General features: G+C 38.4%; 17 protein-coding genes, 1 pseudogene and 1 other annotated feature. Of the genes and pseudogenes, 4 read left to right on the forward strand and 14 right to left on the reverse strand.

The genetic code is table 11. The annotated features are described in order from the left end of the window. Positions 1–8: 8 nt before the first annotated feature. Positions 9–401, forward strand: coding sequence for a hypothetical protein (locus tag CCK98_RS17670; RefSeq protein WP_179195849.1), 393 nt, complete (start codon positions 9–11; stop codon positions 399–401). A gap of 354 nt (positions 402–755) precedes the next feature. Here the strand turns inward: CCK98_RS17670 and CCK98_RS17675 are convergent, their stop codons facing one another. After that, positions 756–1,085, reverse strand: coding sequence for a hypothetical protein (locus CCK98_RS17675; protein WP_088087763.1), 330 nt, complete (start codon positions 1,083–1,085; stop codon positions 756–758). A 177-nt stretch (positions 1,086–1,262) separates the two neighbouring features. Between CCK98_RS17675 and CCK98_RS17680 the strand changes: the two genes are divergently transcribed. After that, positions 1,263–1,691 (forward strand): VOC family protein, encoded by a 429-nt coding sequence (locus tag CCK98_RS17680; protein ID WP_088087764.1) that lies wholly within the window; start codon positions 1,263–1,265, stop codon positions 1,689–1,691. Positions 1,692–1,787: 96 nt separating this feature from the next. Here CCK98_RS17680 and CCK98_RS17685 read toward each other — a convergent pair whose 3' ends face one another. Both CCK98_RS17685 and CCK98_RS17690 read right to left on the reverse strand, forming a co-directional pair. Continuing rightward, positions 1,788–2,303, reverse strand: coding sequence for a YbaK/EbsC family protein (locus CCK98_RS17685; RefSeq protein ID WP_088087765.1), 516 nt, complete (start codon positions 2,301–2,303; stop codon positions 1,788–1,790). 106 nt (positions 2,304–2,409) lie between these two features. Then, the gene (locus tag CCK98_RS17690) at positions 2,410–2,823 is read right to left on the reverse strand and encodes a hypothetical protein (RefSeq protein ID WP_142292177.1); all 414 of its coding nucleotides are present in this window, start codon (positions 2,821–2,823) and stop codon (positions 2,410–2,412) included. Between the two features lie 153 nt (positions 2,824–2,976). Here CCK98_RS17690 and CCK98_RS17695 point away from each other — a divergent pair, with 153 nt between their 5' ends. After that, positions 2,977–3,888, forward strand: a complete 912-nt coding sequence (locus tag CCK98_RS17695; RefSeq protein WP_088087767.1) for a DMT family transporter — start codon at positions 2,977–2,979, stop codon at positions 3,886–3,888. Between the two features lie 76 nt (positions 3,889–3,964). On the opposite strand, the gene CCK98_RS17700 is transcribed toward CCK98_RS17695, so the two are convergent. The 7 genes from CCK98_RS17700 to pruA all read right to left on the reverse strand — a co-directional run bounded on the left by CCK98_RS17700 (position 3,965) and on the right by pruA (position 13,156). After that, positions 3,965–4,684 carry a YebC/PmpR family DNA-binding transcriptional regulator gene (locus tag CCK98_RS17700; RefSeq protein WP_088087768.1) on the reverse strand — a complete coding sequence of 240 codons (720 nt, stop codon included), beginning with the start codon at positions 4,682–4,684 and terminating at the stop codon, positions 3,965–3,967. Positions 4,685–4,949: 265 nt separating this feature from the next. Further along, positions 4,950–6,215: a threonine ammonia-lyase IlvA gene (ilvA, locus tag CCK98_RS17705; protein WP_088087769.1), complete on the reverse strand. Its 1,266-nt coding sequence runs from the start codon at positions 6,213–6,215 to the stop codon at positions 4,950–4,952. 90 nt (positions 6,216–6,305) lie between these two features. Then, positions 6,306–6,552: a binding site (T-box leader), on the reverse strand. Between the two features lie 123 nt (positions 6,553–6,675). Beyond that, entirely contained in the window at positions 6,676–8,274 is a 1,599-nt protein-coding gene (locus CCK98_RS17710; RefSeq protein WP_088087770.1) for an amidohydrolase, read from the reverse strand. 199 nt (positions 8,275–8,473) lie between these two features. Further along, the gene (locus tag CCK98_RS17715) at positions 8,474–8,731 is read right to left on the reverse strand and encodes a hypothetical protein (RefSeq protein WP_088087771.1); all 258 of its coding nucleotides are present in this window, start codon (positions 8,729–8,731) and stop codon (positions 8,474–8,476) included. Between the two features lie 106 nt (positions 8,732–8,837). Further along, a complete protein-coding gene (locus CCK98_RS17720; RefSeq protein WP_256942571.1) occupies positions 8,838–10,103 on the reverse strand; it encodes a Glu/Leu/Phe/Val dehydrogenase in 1,266 nt (421 codons plus the stop codon). Between the two features lie 224 nt (positions 10,104–10,327). Beyond that, complete coding sequence (locus CCK98_RS17725; protein ID WP_088087773.1) at positions 10,328–11,533, reverse strand: ornithine--oxo-acid transaminase; 1,206 nt, start codon at positions 11,531–11,533, stop codon at positions 10,328–10,330. 78 nt (positions 11,534–11,611) lie between these two features. Next, positions 11,612–13,156 carry an L-glutamate gamma-semialdehyde dehydrogenase gene (gene pruA / locus CCK98_RS17730; RefSeq protein WP_088087774.1) on the reverse strand — a complete coding sequence of 515 codons (1,545 nt, stop codon included), beginning with the start codon at positions 13,154–13,156 and terminating at the stop codon, positions 11,612–11,614. 322 nt (positions 13,157–13,478) lie between these two features. Here pruA and CCK98_RS17735 point away from each other — a divergent pair, with 322 nt between their 5' ends. Further along, a complete protein-coding gene (locus CCK98_RS17735; protein ID WP_088087775.1) occupies positions 13,479–13,991 on the forward strand; it encodes a gamma carbonic anhydrase family protein in 513 nt (170 codons plus the stop codon). Positions 13,992–14,060: 69 nt separating this feature from the next. Here the strand turns inward: CCK98_RS17735 and CCK98_RS17740 are convergent, their stop codons facing one another. The 4 genes and pseudogenes from CCK98_RS17740 to cobA all read right to left on the reverse strand — a co-directional run bounded on the left by CCK98_RS17740 (position 14,061) and on the right by cobA (position 19,001). Continuing rightward, entirely contained in the window at positions 14,061–15,389 is a 1,329-nt protein-coding gene (locus CCK98_RS17740; protein WP_088087776.1) for an MDR family MFS transporter, read from the reverse strand. 18 nt (positions 15,390–15,407) lie between these two features. Then, positions 15,408–16,640: pseudogene (locus CCK98_RS17745) on the reverse strand (MFS transporter). Positions 16,641–16,743: 103 nt separating this feature from the next. Continuing rightward, positions 16,744–17,985, reverse strand: a complete 1,242-nt coding sequence (locus CCK98_RS17750) for an ATP-binding protein (RefSeq protein ID WP_179195850.1) — start codon at positions 17,983–17,985, stop codon at positions 16,744–16,746. A 239-nt stretch (positions 17,986–18,224) separates the two neighbouring features. Beyond that, positions 18,225–19,001 carry a uroporphyrinogen-III C-methyltransferase gene (cobA, locus tag CCK98_RS17755; protein ID WP_088087778.1) on the reverse strand — a complete coding sequence of 259 codons (777 nt, stop codon included), beginning with the start codon at positions 18,999–19,001 and terminating at the stop codon, positions 18,225–18,227. Position 19,002: the final 1 nt, after the last annotated feature.

A 19,002-nucleotide genomic window follows, 5' to 3' on the forward strand; every position in this document is an offset into this window, starting at 1 on the left:
GCGAGTGCATGGGGAACTTGATTACAGGAGAAATGTTGGTTAAGTATTACGAGCTGAATAAACAGAAAAAGGAAATAGAAATGGAAATGAATGAATTAAAGGATGCCTTTCAAAATTACTTTAATAATCTAGTAGGATCTAATCATAAAGGAGAAATTACCATAAGCGGCTATAAGCTTCAACGGCAAATACGAAAAACAGAAAAATATGACGAGGTTGAAACCATTAAAAGATTAGAAGAATTACAGATGAATGAGCTCATCCAAGTGGTGAAAAAACCAGATGATGTAAAAATCAAAGCCGCTCTTAACCTAGGCTTATTAAATCCCGATCATTTAGAGGGCTGCATAATTTCGACTAGCTCCCCTGCTATTTCAGTGAAACCAATCACACCAAGATAAGGTATGACAAAGACCCCCGCATCTACCCTTTTGATGCAGGGTTTTTTTTTTCATAAAATCGTTGTAAATTAAAGGAGGAATTTAGGAAGCAATAAAGAAATACATATATATACACGCTTACATATTTCTTTGAAAGGAGAATATCGTTATGGCAAGTCAAGAAAGTTTACTTGTAAGACAATATTTAAAGACTGCAAAAGCAAGCCACAGCAGGAACTGATATTGAAACAGCTAGACTCGGATTAGAAGCATTATCCGCCTTAACCCCTCTTGCACCAGATATCAACTTCGAAAAAACAATCATTGAGGGAATTCCTGCTGAATGGGTAACGCATTTGGAGTATTAGTTTTCCTTCAATTCATTAACTTTTTAAGAATATAGCAAGTTCCATCTTCGGCAAAAAATAAAGATTCCCCTTCTTTCACGTTGAAATTAACATTTTTTTTGTCATAAATCAGTTTTGCTAATTTTTCAAATTTCTCAACGACTTCTTTTGATGGGTTTACAATGATATCTTGTTTTCCATGTGTCGTAACAAATCCTTTTGGGTTATATTTCCTTTCGGGCTTTAATTCTGTACTCCAACTGCCATCTAGAAGAACGGAACATGCGGTAAACTTTGTTTTTCTGGTTTGAACAGACCAAAGCTTTCGACAATTACAACGATGTATTTTGAATTTCATCACCCAATACCCTCTTTCAACTGAAAAATTCAAAATATGATTATTGTAAATTGTATTCCCGCAGTTTAATAATTATTTATAGTAGTCTGATTGAAGATAGGTCCTCCAAAGAATTTGATATTGTTCCAGTTAATGGTATAATTGCCATTGAAGTTTATTACAAAGGGGTTATCGCAAATGTCAGTTGATGTTTATCTTAATTTTAATGGAAACTGTCGTGAGGCAGCAGAGTTTTACGCGGTGGTTTTTGGTACAGAAAAACCACAAATTATGACTTTCGGGGAAGCGCCTCCAAACCCAGAATATCAACTTCCAGAAGAAGCAAAAAACTTGGTTATGCACACACGACTGAACATTGATGGAAGCAACGTCATGTTCTCTGATGTTTTTCCTGGAATGCCTTTTGTAGCTGGTAACAACATAAGCCTTGCTATTGTAAATAAGGACTTGGATAAAATTAAATCTTATTTTAACAAACTTCAAGAAGGCGGCACGGTAGTCATGGAGCTTCAAGAAACATTCTGGAGCAAATGCTACGGCTCCCTAAAAGACAAGTTTGGAATTGAATGGCAATTTAATTACGATAATGGCGAAAGCGTAATGTAATTGGGTTTAATAAGGAAGACCGGGCAAATTTGCCCGGTCCTTTTTTGTTTATTTTGAATTTTTTATAAGGGCATCATACGCTTCCTAAGGGTACCATTAAACCTCGATTTGCTGACTTACTTTTGATTGCTCTTCGTCTTGTCCCCACCCTTTGCAAACATCAATCCATTCTTTAGCAAATGAATACTGATATAATTCATCTTTCGTTAATTCGATTGCAGAGTTCGTGCTGCCACAAGCGGGGAAAACTGTCTCGAAGCGCTGCATTGATACATCCAAATAGACTTCAAGCTCATTATTCAGCCCAAACGGACAAACACCGCCAATGGCATGACCAGTTTGTTCGAGAACTTCATCTGGTGAGAGCATCCTTGCTTTGAATCCGAATTGATGACGAAACTTCTTATTATCAATTTTTGCATCACCTGCAGCAACAATTAAAATAGCATTTTCCTCGCTCCCTCTAAAAGATAAAGTTTTCGCAATTCGAGCTGAAGCTACTCCGATGGTCTCGGCAGCCTGTTCCACTGTGGCACTTGAGGTGTCAAATTCCATTACATCTCCATCACGATCCCATTGTTTAAAATGGGCCATCACACTTTCCAATGACATCTTATACATCCTTTCCCTAACGTATTATTAGAATAATATCATACTTTAAAGGGATAAAGCGAAAAGACGTCTTGTACCAGTAAGTTAGGTAATGTTTATATTTTTATTACCAAATTTTATAATGATTTTCAATATTGTCAAAATCAATTCTTCCTTTTTTCATCTTTGGAGGACAAATCGAGTTATATTTCAGGATTATTTCATTAATGGCATCTATCAAGTTCATTATTTCAAATTCAGCGGATTCTAGTTCTTTTAATGTTATGGCTTTAGAAATCTCATATCTGATTTCCTTTTGCAAAATTACAAATGGGGGGAGATAACCAGCCTCGCTAGCTGTGTTGAGGAAATTGGAATAGACATCCCCAGAAAATAGAAGGGATGGAATGGGTTTGCCGAATCGCGGGTGCTTTTTGATCTCCTCATCTAATTGGGAATCACTTACTATTTGATCCATCAAATCTGCATGACCAGCTTTCTTATAGACCATAAATTCTCTTCTCCTCTCAACTTCAAACATATATTTTCTTTATTCGCTACTCCCCTCATATAATCCTTTCATTAAAAATGATTTTTCCATAAGTTTTTTAAACTAGTTTCCTAAGAAGTGTTATAATCATTGTTATATTTAAAAGATTAGGATATTAGTATTGGTTCATAACGGAGGGATCAAATGAATTCGCAAGTAGCAGTAATGTCCTCCCCAAGGATAAAAGGCATTTTTTTAGTGCTGATTGCTGCGACATTATGGGGTGTTTCAGGAACTGTCGCTCAATACTTATTTCATCAACAAGGATTTAGTACCAACTGGCTAGTTGTTAACAGGCTGATTTTTTCAGGTTTTGGTTTGTTATTTTTTTCTCATACGGTGGGGAAACAGAATATCTGGACCATTTGGAGAAATAAACAGGATATCGTCCGCCTAGTAATCTTTGGTGTTATTGGCATGTTTGGCGTACAATATACGTATTTCGCTGCCATCGAACAAGGAAATGCAGCAACGGCAACCGTTTTGCAGTACCTTGCACCAGTGATTATTGTCTGTTATTTAAGTTTTCGTGCAAAGGAATTACCCAAAATACATGAAGTAATTGCGATTGGATTAGCCATCTTCGGAACCTTTCTACTAGTGACGAAGGGTAATATCCATTCACTCTCCATTTCATCCTCTGCCTTTACATGGGGAATTCTATCTGCTTTTGCACTCGCTTTTTATACACTCTATCCTGGAAGTTTGTTGAATAAATGGGGGTCGCTTCTTACTGTTGGCTGGGGAATGATGATCGGTGGGATTGGCTTTAGCTTAATTCATCCTCCATGGAAGTTTCAAGGCCATTGGAGCTTAACGTCCTTTCTAGCTGTAGTTTTTGTGATTATTTTCGGTACATTAATCGCCTTTTTTTGTTTTATGGAAAGCCTTAAATACATTCGTGCTTCTGAAGCTAGTCTTCTCGCTTGTGTCGAGCCATTATCAGCGGCCTTTTTAGCCGTAGCCTGGCTCCAAGTATCATTCGGCCCTGCCGAATGGATTGGGTCCATTTCAATAATTTCAACTATTTTTATTTTATCTGCTGTTAAACGGTAATCATAGCTTTAAAAATGGTGCCTGACACCACTAAGTAAATAAAAGAAGCAGACCTACAAAGGTCTGCTTCTTTTATTTACTCACCTAAATCAACGTTATGGTACACTTGTTGAACGTCTTCTAGGTCTTCTAATACATCAATCATTTTCTCGAATTTAGCTTGTGCGTCTTCAGGAAGGTCAATTTCATTTTGCGCAAGCATCGTTAGTTCAGCCACAGTAAAATCAGTAATCCCCGCATTTTTGAATGCTTCCTGCACGGCATGGAATTGTTCTGGCTCAGCATAAACAATCACCGACTCATCTTCTTCAATGATGTCACGTACATCAACATCTGCTTCCATCAACAATTCAAGTACATCGTCCGCCGTTTTTCCTTCGACGCCGATAACAGCAGTTGCATCAAACATATAAGCAACTGATCCACTTACTCCCATGTTTCCGCCGTTTTTACCAAATGCAGCACGTACATCGGAAGCCGTGCGGTTCACGTTGTTTGTTAGGGCATCAACAATAACCATCGACCCGTTTGGACCGAAGCCTTCATACCGAAGTTCAGAATAGCTTTCCTCAGAACCGCCTTTAGCTTTTTCAATTGCTCGGTCAATAATGTGTTTGGGTACATTGTATGTTTTTGCACGCTCTAATACGAATTTTAAAGATTGATTCGATTCAGGATTTGGTTCACCCTGTCTAGCAGCTACATAGATTTCAACCCCAAATTTCGCATAAATACGGCTCGTATTTGCATCCTTTGAAGCTTTTTTTTCTTTAATATTGTTCCACTTACGTCCCATTATGAACACTCTCTTTCCGCTTTTGAATCTACACAAAATTATTAATATGAAACTAGATCTACTTCAAGACATGTTCCAAATAATAATTAAGTGTTCATTACTTATTTGATTGTTTCTATCATTGACAAATAATATTATACAGTAATTGCATCATTTGTTAAGAGTCTATTACTTAAATTCAGTTAAGAAATTGCTTTTAGTATAGATTAAATGACAAACAGAGGTCGAAACCGATGAGTTTCGACCTCTTCATAGTATTAGATAACTAAACCAGCATTTGAAACAGAGTACTATCTTTATTGACTTCGCGATATAAAAAGCCCTTCGCTTTGATTCGTTCAATTAATGGTGTATAGTCTTCCTTATCCTTTAGTTCAATTCCAACCAAGGCTGGACCTGTTTCTCGATTATTCTTTTTCGTATATTCAAAATGGCTAATATCATCGTTTGGTCCAAGGACATCATCCAAAAACTCACGTAACGCACCCGGGCGTTGCGGGAATTGGACAATAAAATAATGCTGCAGTCCTTCATAAATTTTTGAGCGCTCTTTGATTTCCTGCATCCGACCAATATCATTGTTACCGCCACTTACGATACAGACAACCGTTTTGCCCTTAATTTCATCTGCATACATATCCAAGGCTGCTACAGAAAGGGCTCCAGTCGGCTCCACAACGATGGCATTTTCATTGTATAACGATAATAATGTCGTGCAAACCTTTCCTTCCGGAACAACAAGAATATCATCAACGATTTCTTTGCAAATGCTAAAGGTCATTGATCCCACCGTCTTCACAGCTGCACCATCCACGAACGGGTCAATTTCTTTCAATGAGGTAACTTCCCCTTTTAAAAATGATTCCTTCATACCAGGTGCACCTTGTGGCTCGACACCAATTAATTGCGTTTCTGGAGAATAGTGCCTTAAATACGTGCCTACCCCAGATAAAAGCCCGCCTCCGCCAATTGCGGCAAACAGATAGTCAATTTTTTCAGGGCAATCATTGAGCAATTCAACGGCAACCGTCCCTTGTCCAGCAATCACATCGGGATCATCAAAGGGGTGAATAAATGTCCGATTTTCCTCTTGACTGCATTCCCTTGCTTTTTCATAAGCATCGTCAAAGGTATCCCCAACCAAAACAATCTCAACATCATCTTTACCCCAAAATTTAACTTGTTTTACCTTTTGCTTTGGTGTTGTACTTGGCATAAAGATTTTCCCATGAATATTTAAGAGATGACAAGAATAAGCAACCCCCTGCGCATGGTTTCCTGCACTTGCACAGATAATTCCATTCTTTAACTCATCTTCATTTAGTTTCTTAATTCGATTATATGCGCCGCGGATTTTAAAGGAACGAACGCTTTGTAAATCCTCTCGTTTTAAGTAGACATGGCAGCCGTATCGTTCTGACAACAAGTGATTGTATTGCAGGGGAGTTGGCGAAATAACATCCTTAATGGTATGGCTGGCAATAATAATATCCTCCACATTAAACACTTTCTTATCAACTTGTTGATTCATCTTCCTTTTCCCTCCTAATTTTTTGCATCCATAAAGAAATTTTCATTAGAATAAATACATTTTTTAAACACAAAAAACTCGCCCCCAATGTATAGGGACGAGTTAACTCGCGATACCACCCTACTTCCGCAACAAACAAACACTGCGGCTCTCGATCAACGTACCATTCTAAGTACGTGTTCCATTGTAACGGCGGAATTTCCGGTCTAGCTTACTTAACAGTTTCAGCTACACATCTCCGAGATGATCTTCGAATACGTCCTGACATCGACTTTCAGCAACTGTCGACTCTCTGTAGAACAAGGGCTTAATCTACTTTTCTCATCATTGATTCATCTTCAATTTTTATAAGGTTACCACTGAAAAAATAACCTGTCAATATTTTTTGACTATTTTAATTATTTAGTTAATTATAAAGCGCTTACATCGTTTTTAGGGTTCTTTCACCTATTTCATTCCCTTAAATTTTATATTTTATTTCGCCATCGATGATCGTCATTTCAATTTCAGTTTGGAGTAGATCATCAGGATTCTCCATTGTAAATAAGTTTTTAGAATAAACCGTTAGATCCGCTAGTTTTCCTCTTGAAATCGTACCTTTTTGATTTTCTTCATTGGTGGCAAATGAGCCCCCAACTGTAAATAACTTAACGGCATCAATCATCGAGAGCTTCTCTTTGGCGTTCCAGCCTTCATGATGATCCCCAGGAGTTCTACGAGTTATCGCAGCATGGATGCCAAGCAGAGGGTCTATAGGTTCAATTGGTGCATCGGACCCGCCAGCACATAATACGCCCGAATCAAGTAACGTTTTCCATGCATATAAATATGGCTCCCTCTTTTTGCCTACTCTTTCTTTCACCCATGGATAATCACCCACCACGAACCTTGGTTGAATATCAGCAATCCGACTCGAATCAACTAAGCGGTGAATTAAATCATTCCGAACCAGGGATGTGTGAATAATCCGATCACGATATTCCACTCTTGGCAATTGATCAAGTACATCTAGAACATTTTCTAACGCCTTGTCACCAATCGTATGTACAGCTATTGGCATGGAGTAATCTCGTACCTCTTTTACCACTCTATAAAGGGTTTCTTGGTCAAACATGGCATCCCCAAGCTGGTTTGGTTCATCGTGATAGGGTTCTGAAAGTAGCGCAGTTCTTCTCCCAAATGCTCCATCAGCAAAAATTTTTATTGCTCCTATTTGTAATTTCTCATTTCCATAGCCTGCATACAATCCTCTTTCTTTCAATTGATTAAGATAGGGGTAATCAATGAGCAGATTACAGCGTAAGCCTTGGGCTTCATGGTTAATTAATTCATCATACATTTTATACGTTGATTCCAAACCGCCTAAATAAGCAGGATCATTGGTATGTACACTTGTTAAACCCTTCTTCACTGCAAATTGCATCGCTTGTTGCAAGCCATTCTTTAACTCTTGATATGTTCGTACCGGTATGTATTTTGTTATCAGCTGGGAAGCCGATTCGAGCAGCATCCCTGTCGGCTTTTTGGTAATCGGATCAAGTACAACTGTTCCGCCAGTTGGAATATTAATCTCCGGATAATACTGGCTCATTTCAAGTGCCTTGCTATTCACTAAAAAGGCATGGTGACAAATCCGTTTTAGATAAACAGGACAGTGTGGTGCAACAAAGTCTAACTCTCCTATTGTAGGAATAGTTCCTCCTTTAAAAAGGTTTTCATCCCAGCCCATACCGACAAGCCACTTTCCAGGCGCAACTTTATTCGCCTTCTCCCTAATTTTATCAAGCATTTCGCTTTTTGATTTTACACCAGTTAAATCAAGGTCTAAAAAGTTGAAAGCTACACCTGAAAGATGCAGGTGGCTATCAGTCAATCCAGGTGTAACCATTTTCCCCTGTAAATCAATTATGTTTGACCCTTTTCTACCCCATTGTAGGATCATCTCGTCGTGAGAACCTATATCTACAATTCTACCTTTCTCAACAACCACAGCTTCCACTACCGGCTGATTCGTTTCCAAAGTATAAATTGTTCCATTTGTAAAAATTGTCTTTGTCATCAAAACCCTCCTACCTAAATAGAACTTATCTCCTATTATAATTATGAGTGATTATATTATTTTTATAATTAAACGGTTGAACCCTTTTAGTATACAGCAAAACAAATTTTAAAAAAATTCATGAAAAAATTATCGCAAACATGCAAAAAAACTCTTTCCGGTCGAATGGAAAGAGTTTTTTAACAGCTTATCGAGTTATTTAATCAGATCCTGTAATTAACAAATCATCTTGGATGGTTGCTAGGGCTGTTTGAGTAGTAACTTCTTGGCCCTTCTTAATAGGTATAGATGTGATATACCCGCTGATCCCGATCGAAATCTCTTCAATTCTACCATTCTGGGTTTTTATTAAAAACAGTTTTTCCCACTCATATACATGGTCGTTTTCCTCTGTTAAAACAGTTTCCACGGTCCCAGAACATGGACTGAAAATAACTTCTTCCACTACTACTGACAATTTTCGTCACTCCTTTTTTAATTTCGTACAGTCATAGAACAGATAGAGATTTTTCCGTCCATCCTTGTAGGGAGATTTCAATCATTTAAAGGTTACTCTACTCCTTTTAAACCCATCCTCTGAAACGAGAGGCCTCCGCAACTTTCTTTATTCCAACCATATAAGCTGCTAAACGCATGTCTACTTGATGTGTTTTAGAAGTTTGATAGATAGTATCAAACGAGCTAACCATTACCTTCTTCAGCTTTTCTTCTACTTCTTCCTCAGTCCAATAATAACCTTGATTATTTTGCACCCATTCAAAATAAGATACAGTTACCCCGCCTGCGCTTGCAAGGATGTCAGGAACAAGAATAATACCACGTTCCGTTAGTATCTTTGTTGCCTCGATTGTTGTCGGACCATTCGCTGCTTCCACAACAATCGCTGCTTTAATATTGGCAGCATTTTTGGCTGTGATTTGGTTCGAGATAGCTGCAGGCACTAGAATATCACACTCTAATTCAAGTAGCTCTTGGTTTGTGATCGTATTTTTAAATAGTTGCGAGAAGGTGCCGAAGCTATCCCTTCGATCAAGCAAGTAATTAATATCAAGTCCGTTTGGATCGTATATAGCGCCATACACATCGGATACAGCAACAACCTTAGCACCTGCATCATGCATAAATTTGGCCAAATAACTTCCCGCATTCCCAAAGCCTTGAATGACTACACGGGCTCCTTGCAACTGTTTCCCTATTTTCTTGACTGCTTCTTCAATACAAATTGTTACACCACGGGCAGTCGCTGTTTCACGGCCTTGAGAACCTCCAAGGACGATTGGTTTCCCAGTAATAAATCCTGGTGAATCAAATTCACGTAAACGGCTGTACTCATCCATCATCCATGCCATAATTTGTGAATTCGTATAAACATCTGGTGCTGGAATGTCTTTTGAAGGTCCTACGATTTGGCTGACCGCACGAACATAGCCGCGGCTTAAACCTTCCAGCTCTCTAAAGGACATATTTCGCGGATCACAAATGATACCGCCTTTACCGCCGCCATAGGGAAGATTCGTGATTCCACACTTTAAGCTCATCCAAATGGACAACGCTTTTACTTCTTCTTCATCCACTTCAGGATGGAAACGGACGCCGCCTTTAGTTGGGCCGACCGCATCATTATGCTGGGAGCGATAGCCCGTAAATATTTTGACAGAACCATCATCCATTTTTACGGGAATGCGGACTGTTAACAATCTGATCGGTTCTTTTAGTAATTCATACATTTCGCTATTATAGCCCAATTTTGATAATGCTTGTTGAATAATTGTTTGGGTTGAATTGAATAAATTTAATGATTCTTGTTCTTTTTGTTGTTCTTTTTCCATTTCAGTTACTATCGCTTTAACAGACATGACTTACACCCCGTCGTATAATAGATTATTAGCTTTTTTATTTAGGCTCTGTTATATTTGGCTGTTGATTTCCGCTCCAGGCGCTTCGCTTTCCGCGGGCGGTCCGGGGAGCCTTCCTCGGCCCCGTCCTCCCGTAGGAGTCTTCGCGCCTTCCGCTCCAATCAACAATAAGCTTTAACATAGCCTTTATTTAAAAATTAGCTTAAAACTGTTTTGATTTTTTCAAAAGCCCAATCGATTTCTTCTTTTGTAATAGTAAGCGGTGGTGCGAAACGAATAACGGTATCATGTGTTTCTTTGCATAATAAACCTTTTTCTTTTAACTGCTCACAATAAGGTCTTGCAGCTTCTGTAAGTTCTACTCCGATAAATAATCCTCTGCCTCTTATTGTTTTAATTTTTGGATTATCGATAGATTGTAATTGTTCAAAGAAGTATTTACCTAATTCAAGTGAACGTTCGGCTAGTTTCTCTTCTTCAATTACATCCAAGGCTGCAAGCGATACTGCGCAAGCAAGTGGATTTCCCCCAAACGTTGAACCGTGGGAACCTGGATTGAATACGCCTAATACATCCGAATTGGCAACAACACAAGATATTGGGAACACACCGCCGCCTAGTGCTTTACCTAGTATCAACATGTCAGGGTTTACATCTTCCCAATCACATGCAAACATTTTTCCAGTACGTGCCAAGCCTACTTGAATCTCATCAGCAATGAATAATACTTTGTTTTCTTTAGATAAATCAGATGCCGCTTTCAAAAATCCTTCTGGTGGTAAAATAATTCCTGCTTCACCTTGAATTGGCTCGATTAAAAATGCTGCTGTGTTTGGTGTGATCGCTGCTTTCAATGCTTCGAGGTCACCGTAAGGAATTAAGTTGATTCCAGGCAGCATCGGACCAAAACCACGCTTATATTCCGGATCAGATGATAAGGAAACGGCACCCATTGTACGGCCGTGGAAATTCCCTACGCAGGCAATAATTTCTGCTTGATTTTCAGCAATCCCTTTTACATCATAACCCCAGCGACGTGCTGCTTTTAGTGCTGTTTCAACAGCTTCTGCTCCAGTATTCATTGGGAGTGCCATATTTTTATTGGTTAACTGACAAATTTTCTCGTACCATGGACCAAGTTGATCATTATGAAAAGCACGGGAAGTAAGCGTTACTTTATCGGCTTGGTCTTTCAATGCTTGAATAATTTTTGGATGACGATGTCCTTGGTTAACAGCAGAATAAGCGCTTAGCATATCCATGTACCGATTACCTTCTGGACTTTCTACCCAAACTCCTTCTGCCTTTGCAATAACGATTGGCAGTGGATGATAGTTATTTGCACCAAATTTATCTGTTTGTTCTATGATTTGATTTGTTTTAGTTGTCTCAGTTACTGTCATTATAGTTCCTCCTTCAAATTTCCTCGACAGGTGGAGTAAAACCCACCTCCACCTATCGAGGCATCTAAGCTGTAGTTTTTATAGTGTTTCAGATGTTGTTTTAGCCTGCATGTGAAGCAGTAAATATTCAGGACCGCCTGCTTTGGAATCTGTACCCGACATATTAAATCCGCCAAACGGTTGATAACCAACAATCGCGCCGGTACATGTGCGGTTAAAATAAAGATTTCCAACGTGGAATTCGTCACGTGCTCGTTCAATATGCGAACGATTATTTGAAATTAATGCACCTGTTAATCCGTAGTCAGTGTTATTTGCAATGGTCATCATATGATCAAAGTCACGTGCTTTACTAATACCAAGAACTGGACCAAAAATTTCTTCCTGCATGAGGCGTGCATTTTCATCTAAATCAGCGAAGATTGTTGGTTGGATGAAGTAACCTTTAGAATCATCGCCTTCTCCGCCAGTCATAAGCCTGCCTTCTTGCTTGCCAACTTCAATATAATTCATGATTTTTTTGAAGGATTTTCCATCAATAACAGGTCCCATATAGGTATTTGCATCTTCAGGGTTGCCAAGAGTTAGTGTTCTTGTTAAAGCAACCACCTTCTCAAGTACGACATCATAGACATCCTGATGAATAACTGCACGAGATCCTGCCGAACATTTTTGACCTGAAAAGCCGAAAGCGGAATAGACAATGCTTGCTGATGCTAAATCTAAATCCGCATCATTATCTACTACTACGGTATCTTTACCGCCCATTTCAGCAATAACTCGTTTGATCCATTTTTGGCCTGGATGAACCTTGGCAGCACGTTCATTAATGCGACAGCCAACTTCACGAGAACCGGTAAAGGATACGAAGCGTGTTTTTGGATGATCAACAAGGTAATCCCCGATTTGCGCACCGCTGCCTGGAACGAAGTTTAGAACTCCTTTTGGAAGTCCTGCTTCCTCCATTAACTCAACGAATTTTGCTGCTACTACTGGTGTCGAGTTAGCTGGCTTTAGAAGAACTGTATTCCCAGAGACGATGGCTGCTATTGTTGTTCCTGCCATAATCGCTAATGGGAAGTTAAAAGGTGAAATGATAATCCCCACACCTAGTGGAATATAATTATATTGATTGTATTCTCCGTCACGGCTTTGTACTGGTGAGCCCTCTTTCAATCTCAGCATTTGACGGCCATAATATTCGATGAAGTCAATTGCTTCTGCTGTATCGGCATCTGCTTCTTTCCATGGCTTTCCGGCTTCCTTGACAAGATAAGCAGAAAACTCATGTTTCCGGCGGCGCATAATTGCTGCTGCCTTGAACAAAATGTTGGCACGATTTTCCGGCTTCCATGTTTTCCACGTTTCGAATGTGGTTAATGCGGCATGCATAGCCTTTTCTGCTAACTGTTGATCAGCCATGGAAACTCTACCAATGATTTCTTCTGTATTTGATGGATTAATAGAGATAATTTTTTCTTCTGTTGTAATTGATTCCCCTCCAATTACAACTGGATAATCCTTTCCTAACTGCGATTGAACGTAGTCAAGAGCAGCTTGAAAAGCTAGTATATTTTTTTCATCTTCAAAGTTTGTAAATGGTTCATGTGTATACGATTTCATTTGTTTGTTCCCCCTTGTCGTTTGTTACAGTTATTTATAATGCAAGTTCCGTGCCAACATTGATTTTGCATGAATAAAGGATTTCTTGTTCAATATGTGCCAAAATATTTTGCGCAAAATATATAATTAATTGAAAACAGCAAAAAAATTTTGCATTTTAAAAACTCAATACTTAAATAGGTGCATACAAATTGTTTTAATCGAATGTGCAAAAAGAGTTCATTGGAACTGAATAAATACATATTAGACATCTTGTCTTTGATTTCATGATATATTTAGATTAATAGAAAGATAATTCAGTTATTTCAAAGGAGAGATTTATATGATTATCCCTTACAAAGGAATTTCCCCAGATATTCATGAATCAGTTTTTGTGGCACCTGGCGCTTATTTAATTGGTGATGTGAGAATTGGAAAGGATTCATCTGTTTGGTTTAATGCGGTATTACGTGGTGATGACGGGCCAATTATCATCGGTGAACGGTGCAGTATTCAGGACAATTCAACGATTCATTTATTCGAAGGATTCCCAGTCGAAATTGCTGATGATGTGACAATTGGCCATAATGTTATTTTGCATGGCTGTAAGGTTGGCAATCGATGTATTATTGGAATGGGTTCAACGCTTTTAGACAATGTAGAAGTTGGCGAGGATTGTATTATAGGAGCCAATACGCTGCTATCTGGAGGCATTAAAATTCCCCCTCGCTCACTTGTGTTGGGTTCTCCAGGAAGGGTGGTCCGCGAAATTACTCAGAAGGACCTGGACTTGTTACAAATGTCCAGCGAGCACTATGTCCAAAGGGGAAAAGAGTTTAGGGAAATACTTAAATAAACCTTAAGAATAAAAAAGTGGTGCCTGACACCAACCATTGCTGGGTGTCAGGCACCATGAAGTTTAAAACTATTTACTCTCACTTAAAGCAGTTGTTTTAGCAGGAATGACAAAGCTGAGTACAATCGTAATTAAGCTCAAACAAAGGGCATAAAGAAACACGTTTTTCATTCCAATAACGATGCTTGCTGCCTGATTGATGATGAGTCCCATGATGGTAACCCCAATCGATGTCCCAATGTTTTTTAGAAACATTTGCAGCGAAGTGGACATGCCTCTGATATGGGATTCAGCAAATTCTTGGGAAGCGATCGTTCCAACCGCAAATAATAATCCAAAGGAAACTCCTTGGATAGTTAAGATTAGAAACAGGCCGAGATAAGATAAATCAGTGATGAATAGGTATAATGCTAAGCCTGAAGCAGTTGTGATGAAGCTTCCGATAATAAATAAGCTTTTATAACCATAGCGTATAATCCACTTCCCTGCCGGGGTACTGCCAAACATCCAGCCCACCGCAATACTGAGAAGAATTAGTCCACTTTTATAAATACTCATATCATTTCCTTCTTGGAGATACAATGGAATAAAGTTGGATGTTCCAAAAAAGGACAGACAGTAAAATAACATGAAAAGGTTAGTCATTAGGATTCCTTTGTTTTTAAACAATGATACTGGAAGGAACGGATGTGCTTCTTTCCTCTCCACCAATATGAAAACAATCAAACCGATAATCCCAATGATAATGTACCAAATAGAATTTTTTACATTCGTAGATAACAATAATAGCGTAATCGAAATCCCAAATAAGAAGAAACCTTTGTAGTCGATATGTGTCTTTTTAAATTCGATTTTTTCCTTATAAGGAATCATACAAAGAACCGTTGCAATGCCAATGGGAATATTGATAAAGAAAATCCATCTCCACGTTAGTGCTTCAACAAAGAAGGAACCCAATACAGGTCCAACAATGGATGAAATTGCCCATATGCTGCTAAAGACCGCTTGAATTTTCCCTCGGTTTTCTATTGTAAACAAATCACCTACGATGATCATGGAGAGAGGGATCATCCCGCCTGCCCCTATTCCTTGGACACCTCTAAAAATAATCAGCGTACTAATGGAATTGGCCATTCCACAGAGAATCGAACCTAAGGTAAATATTGAAACAGCGATAATTAACAGCTTTTTCCGACCATACATATCAGATAATTTCCCGTAAAGCGGGACCGTAACCGTACTTGCTAACATATAGACAACAAATATCCAAGCAAACAGCTCCATCCCTCCGAGCTGTTTCACTATGGTGGGACTTGCCGTTTGCATAATATTTGCATCAAGTGCTGATATTAGGGTAGATATTACAAGACCCCAAAACACATACCTATTCTTTTTCATACATTCCTCCGACACAGTTTAATTAAAATTCCTAATTCCTTTGTTGAACATAACCAAAATAGATATAACTACTATTACAATACTAAAAGTAACTAAGGTGAAGATTTCACCGATCCCTTCAGCTAACCACCCCGTAACTAAATAACCAACAGGCAGTAAGGAAAAGGACCCCAGCATATCTAAACTCGCTACCCGTCCGAATTTGTCTTCGGGAACAAGTTCTTGAAGACTAGTTTCCCAGATCAATCCAAATAACATAATCCCTGCACCCTCTAGAAACATACATAGCATCAATAAGGGGATGCTCGACACGAATGGCATAAACAGTAAGGCAAGACCGCTTATCGCCACACCAACATATGCGAGCAATCCTCTTTTCTTCCATTCTTGCCGTATTCCAAAGACAAGCCCGCATACGATGGCACCAGCCCCTGAAGCGGAAAGGACCAAGCCATACACAACTGGTTCAAATTCATAATATATATTAATGAGCCATGGAATTAAGATTCGAATAATCCCGCCTGAAAAAATATTAATTAACGAGAATGCCAGAATGGTAATCCAAAGCCATGACTCCTCCTTCAGTACCACGATCCCTTCGAAAAAATCTTGTTTAAGAGAATTTTCCTTTCCAAGCATCTCTGTGGGTTTTTGAAAAGACAAAGAACGCAGGCTAAATAAAAAGAACAAAGAAATTATATATGTTAGCGCATCAATACCAAAACCCCAGGCCGCTGAAAAAGAGGTGACAATCAATCCACCTATGATCGGACCAAATATTCGTAATGCCTGCACACTTACTTGAGTCATGGAGTTTGCAGCATTTCGAATATCCTGGGTAAACACCTTCGCTCATACTGCAGAATACGCTGGCTGAAAGAAGCTATCCATTGTTCCCATAATAAACATTATGATAAAAAGATAAATCATATTTAGCTGATCCAAAATAGCAAAACTAGCTAAAATCATCATCAGAAAAAAACGAACAATATCAACAACAAACATAATTTTGACTTTGTTCATTTTATCGACAAGTACACCTGAAAATGGGAGAAGAATAACAAATGGCAGCATATAGATTGCCATGACAGTACCCATCATCGCCGTTGATTTTGATACTTGAAGGACTACAATCGGGAGAATCACATTTGTAATCGAACTTCCAAACAATGAAAAAATTTGGCCAAAAAGCAACGCGGTAAAATGTCTAGATTTCCTAAATATTTGCAAATAAGAAACCTCACGAAGCATCTGTTTAGTTTGTAACAAACCCACAAACCCCCTCCTAATCTCTTGAATCTCTGTCTATTATGATATTTTATCATTTTTTCAAGTAAATAGAATAAGCCATTCGCTATGAATGGCTCACTTCCATCTTCAATAATGGCTGAGTAATTGTTGGTAAAATTATTTCAATGGTAGTTCCTTCGTTAATTTTACTATAGATGTTTAGTTCCCCATTATGGCCTTCGATAATTTTGTAGCAGGTCATTAAGCCGAGTCCAGTTCCCTTTTCCTTCGTAGTATAAAAAGGTTCCCCTAGAGTAGAGATTCGTTCCTCAGGAATCCCAACCCCCTGATCAATGATTTGTACCGAAATTTTCCCATCTTCTTTTTTCATAACATATACATTAATATTTCCGCCTTTAGGCATTGCTTCAATCGCGTTCTTAAGTAAGTTTAAAAAAACTTGTTTTAGTTGATTTTCTTCGCAGCTAATCAACGGCAAATCATTGTCATATTCAATAAAGATTAGAACATTATTTAAAAGAGACTGGTTGTTAATTAAAGTGACAACATCCTTTAATAATATCCTTATATCCTTTGTAATGTAAACGGCAGCTGTCGGTTTGGCAAGCACGAGGAACTCCCCGACGATATCATTGATCCGGTCAAGCTCTGTTAACAGAATATCAAAGTATTCCTCTTTCCTAGTGCTGGTCCTTAGGAGTTGGATAAAACCTTTTATAGATGTGAGTGGATTTCGTATTTCATGGGCTATACCTGCGGCCATTTGGCCTAATAATGCCAATTTTTCAGACTTTTGAAGGAGACGTTCTGTTTCTTCCATTTTTTCAGTAATATCCTTACCAATGGACAACACCGCCTCTTTTCCCCCAAAAACAATAAACAAGGAAGATACTTCAAAGAAAAATTGTGTTCCATCCAAACGTTTTGCTTTGTATTCGATTGTGTTTACGGGCTGCTTTTCTTTCTTTATTTGTTTAAAACGTTCAAACAAACGACTGTTATAGTCTGGAATAATAAATTCAAAAATGGATTTCCCCATTACATCTTCTAGTTTGGTAGCACCAATCAAGTTCATGGCAGCCTTATTTACATATAAAAACCTATGATTACTCGTAATATAGACGGGTGCAGGCAATGAATCTATTAACTTCTTATAGCTCTCCTCACTAGCACGTGCCTTTTTTTCATAATAGCGTGCTTTATCATATTGCCAACCCACTCCCCATGCAATAAGGGTAAAAAGAAAAAAGTCTATCGAAAAAAAAGGATGATGATCGTAAATCTTTTGGTAACTGCTATATACAACCGAAATCAGCACCAGGATAATTTGACCAGATTTATTCATTATTCCGCCCTCTTAATCAGGTATATTTACTTATGCTATTCGACATAATTCTATTTAATCCTCCATTAAAATTTATTAATTATTATTATTATGGAGAGAAACAGAAAAAATCCACCAAATTTCAAGGACAATGATTTTTAGTTCGACGATTTTCGAATTTTTTCTGATTGTAATATCATATTTTATCACAAAAAAAGAGTCTATAATATTTAATTATAAACTCTTACAATCTCATTTTTTTATATAAGTATCTTTTCTTTGATTCTTTCCGGAAACCAGGATAGTTTTTCAGATAGTTTGACAACTTCTCCGATGACTATCATGGCTGGATTTGTGATTCGATTTTCATTTACAACTTCAACAATCGTCTCAAGTGTACCGACAACTGTCCGTTGATTTCCTGTTGTCCCTTGTTCAATTACAGCTATAGGTGTTTGAGACTCCTTTCCACAGGAAATTAGTTGGCTGCATATAAAAGGAATATGTTTGATACCCATATATATGGCAAGTGTATCGACACCATGGGCTAGATGGTCCCACCGAATGTTTTTAGGTTTGCCACTCAAACAGTGCCCTGTAATCATAGCAAACGATTGACTCCATTCTCGGTGAGTGACAGGAATTCCCGCATAAGCCGGGGCAGAAATACCAGAAGTAATCCCAGGTACAATTTCAAATTCGAGCCCATTTTGAACAAGCACTTCCGCTTCTTCACCGCCTCTGCCAAAAATAAATGGGTCTCCCCCTTTTAATCGAACAACTGTTTTACCTGCCAAGGCCTTATCTACTAATATTTGATGGATGGATTCTTGGGAAACACAATGGTTTCCCGGCTCTTTTCCGCAATAGATGAACTCAGCGTCGCTCTTACCGTATTTCAGCAACACCGGATTAACTAACCGATCATAAAGAATAACGTCTGCCTGTTCAAGACATTTCGCTGCTTTAACCGTAATTAAATCAGGATCACCAGGACCAGCTCCAACAATATAGACTTTCCCCTTTGTTTGAATCATA

This window comes from Bacillus sp. OV166, from assembly GCF_900177675.1.
GTDB lineage: Bacteria > Bacillota > Bacilli > Bacillales > Cytobacillaceae > Neobacillus.

Excerpts from the sequence above, each read along its gene's own strand:
- CCK98_RS17670 (WP_179195849.1), top strand. The coding sequence starts at position 9 with ATGGGGAACTTGATTACAGGAGAAATGTTGGTTAAGTATTACGAGCTG.
- CCK98_RS17675 (WP_088087763.1), bottom strand. The coding sequence starts at position 1,085 with ATGAAATTCAAAATACATCGTTGTAATTGTCGAAAGCTTTGGTCTGTT.
- CCK98_RS17680 (WP_088087764.1), top strand. The coding sequence starts at position 1,263 with ATGTCAGTTGATGTTTATCTTAATTTTAATGGAAACTGTCGTGAGGCA.
- CCK98_RS17685 (WP_088087765.1), bottom strand. The coding sequence starts at position 2,303 with ATGTCATTGGAAAGTGTGATGGCCCATTTTAAACAATGGGATCGTGAT.
- CCK98_RS17690 (WP_142292177.1), bottom strand. The coding sequence starts at position 2,823 with ATGTTTGAAGTTGAGAGGAGAAGAGAATTTATGGTCTATAAGAAAGCT.
- CCK98_RS17695 (WP_088087767.1), top strand. The coding sequence starts at position 2,977 with ATGAATTCGCAAGTAGCAGTAATGTCCTCCCCAAGGATAAAAGGCATT.
- CCK98_RS17700 (WP_088087768.1), bottom strand. The coding sequence starts at position 4,684 with ATGGGACGTAAGTGGAACAATATTAAAGAAAAAAAAGCTTCAAAGGAT.
- ilvA (WP_088087769.1), bottom strand. The coding sequence starts at position 6,215 with ATGAATCAACAAGTTGATAAGAAAGTGTTTAATGTGGAGGATATTATT.
- CCK98_RS17710 (WP_088087770.1), bottom strand. The coding sequence starts at position 8,274 with ATGACAAAGACAATTTTTACAAATGGAACAATTTATACTTTGGAAACG.
- CCK98_RS17720 (WP_256942571.1), bottom strand. The coding sequence starts at position 10,103 with ATGGAAAAAGAACAACAAAAAGAACAAGAATCATTAAATTTATTCAAT.
- CCK98_RS17725 (WP_088087773.1), bottom strand. The coding sequence starts at position 11,533 with ATGACAGTAACTGAGACAACTAAAACAAATCAAATCATAGAACAAACA.
- pruA (WP_088087774.1), bottom strand. The coding sequence starts at position 13,156 with ATGAAATCGTATACACATGAACCATTTACAAACTTTGAAGATGAAAAA.
- CCK98_RS17735 (WP_088087775.1), top strand. The coding sequence starts at position 13,479 with ATGATTATCCCTTACAAAGGAATTTCCCCAGATATTCATGAATCAGTT.
- CCK98_RS17740 (WP_088087776.1), bottom strand. The coding sequence starts at position 15,389 with ATGAAAAAGAATAGGTATGTGTTTTGGGGTCTTGTAATATCTACCCTA.
- CCK98_RS17750 (WP_179195850.1), bottom strand. The coding sequence starts at position 17,985 with ATGAATAAATCTGGTCAAATTATCCTGGTGCTGATTTCGGTTGTATAT.
- cobA (WP_088087778.1), bottom strand. The coding sequence starts at position 19,001 with ATGATTCAAACAAAGGGGAAAGTCTATATTGTTGGAGCTGGTCCTGGT.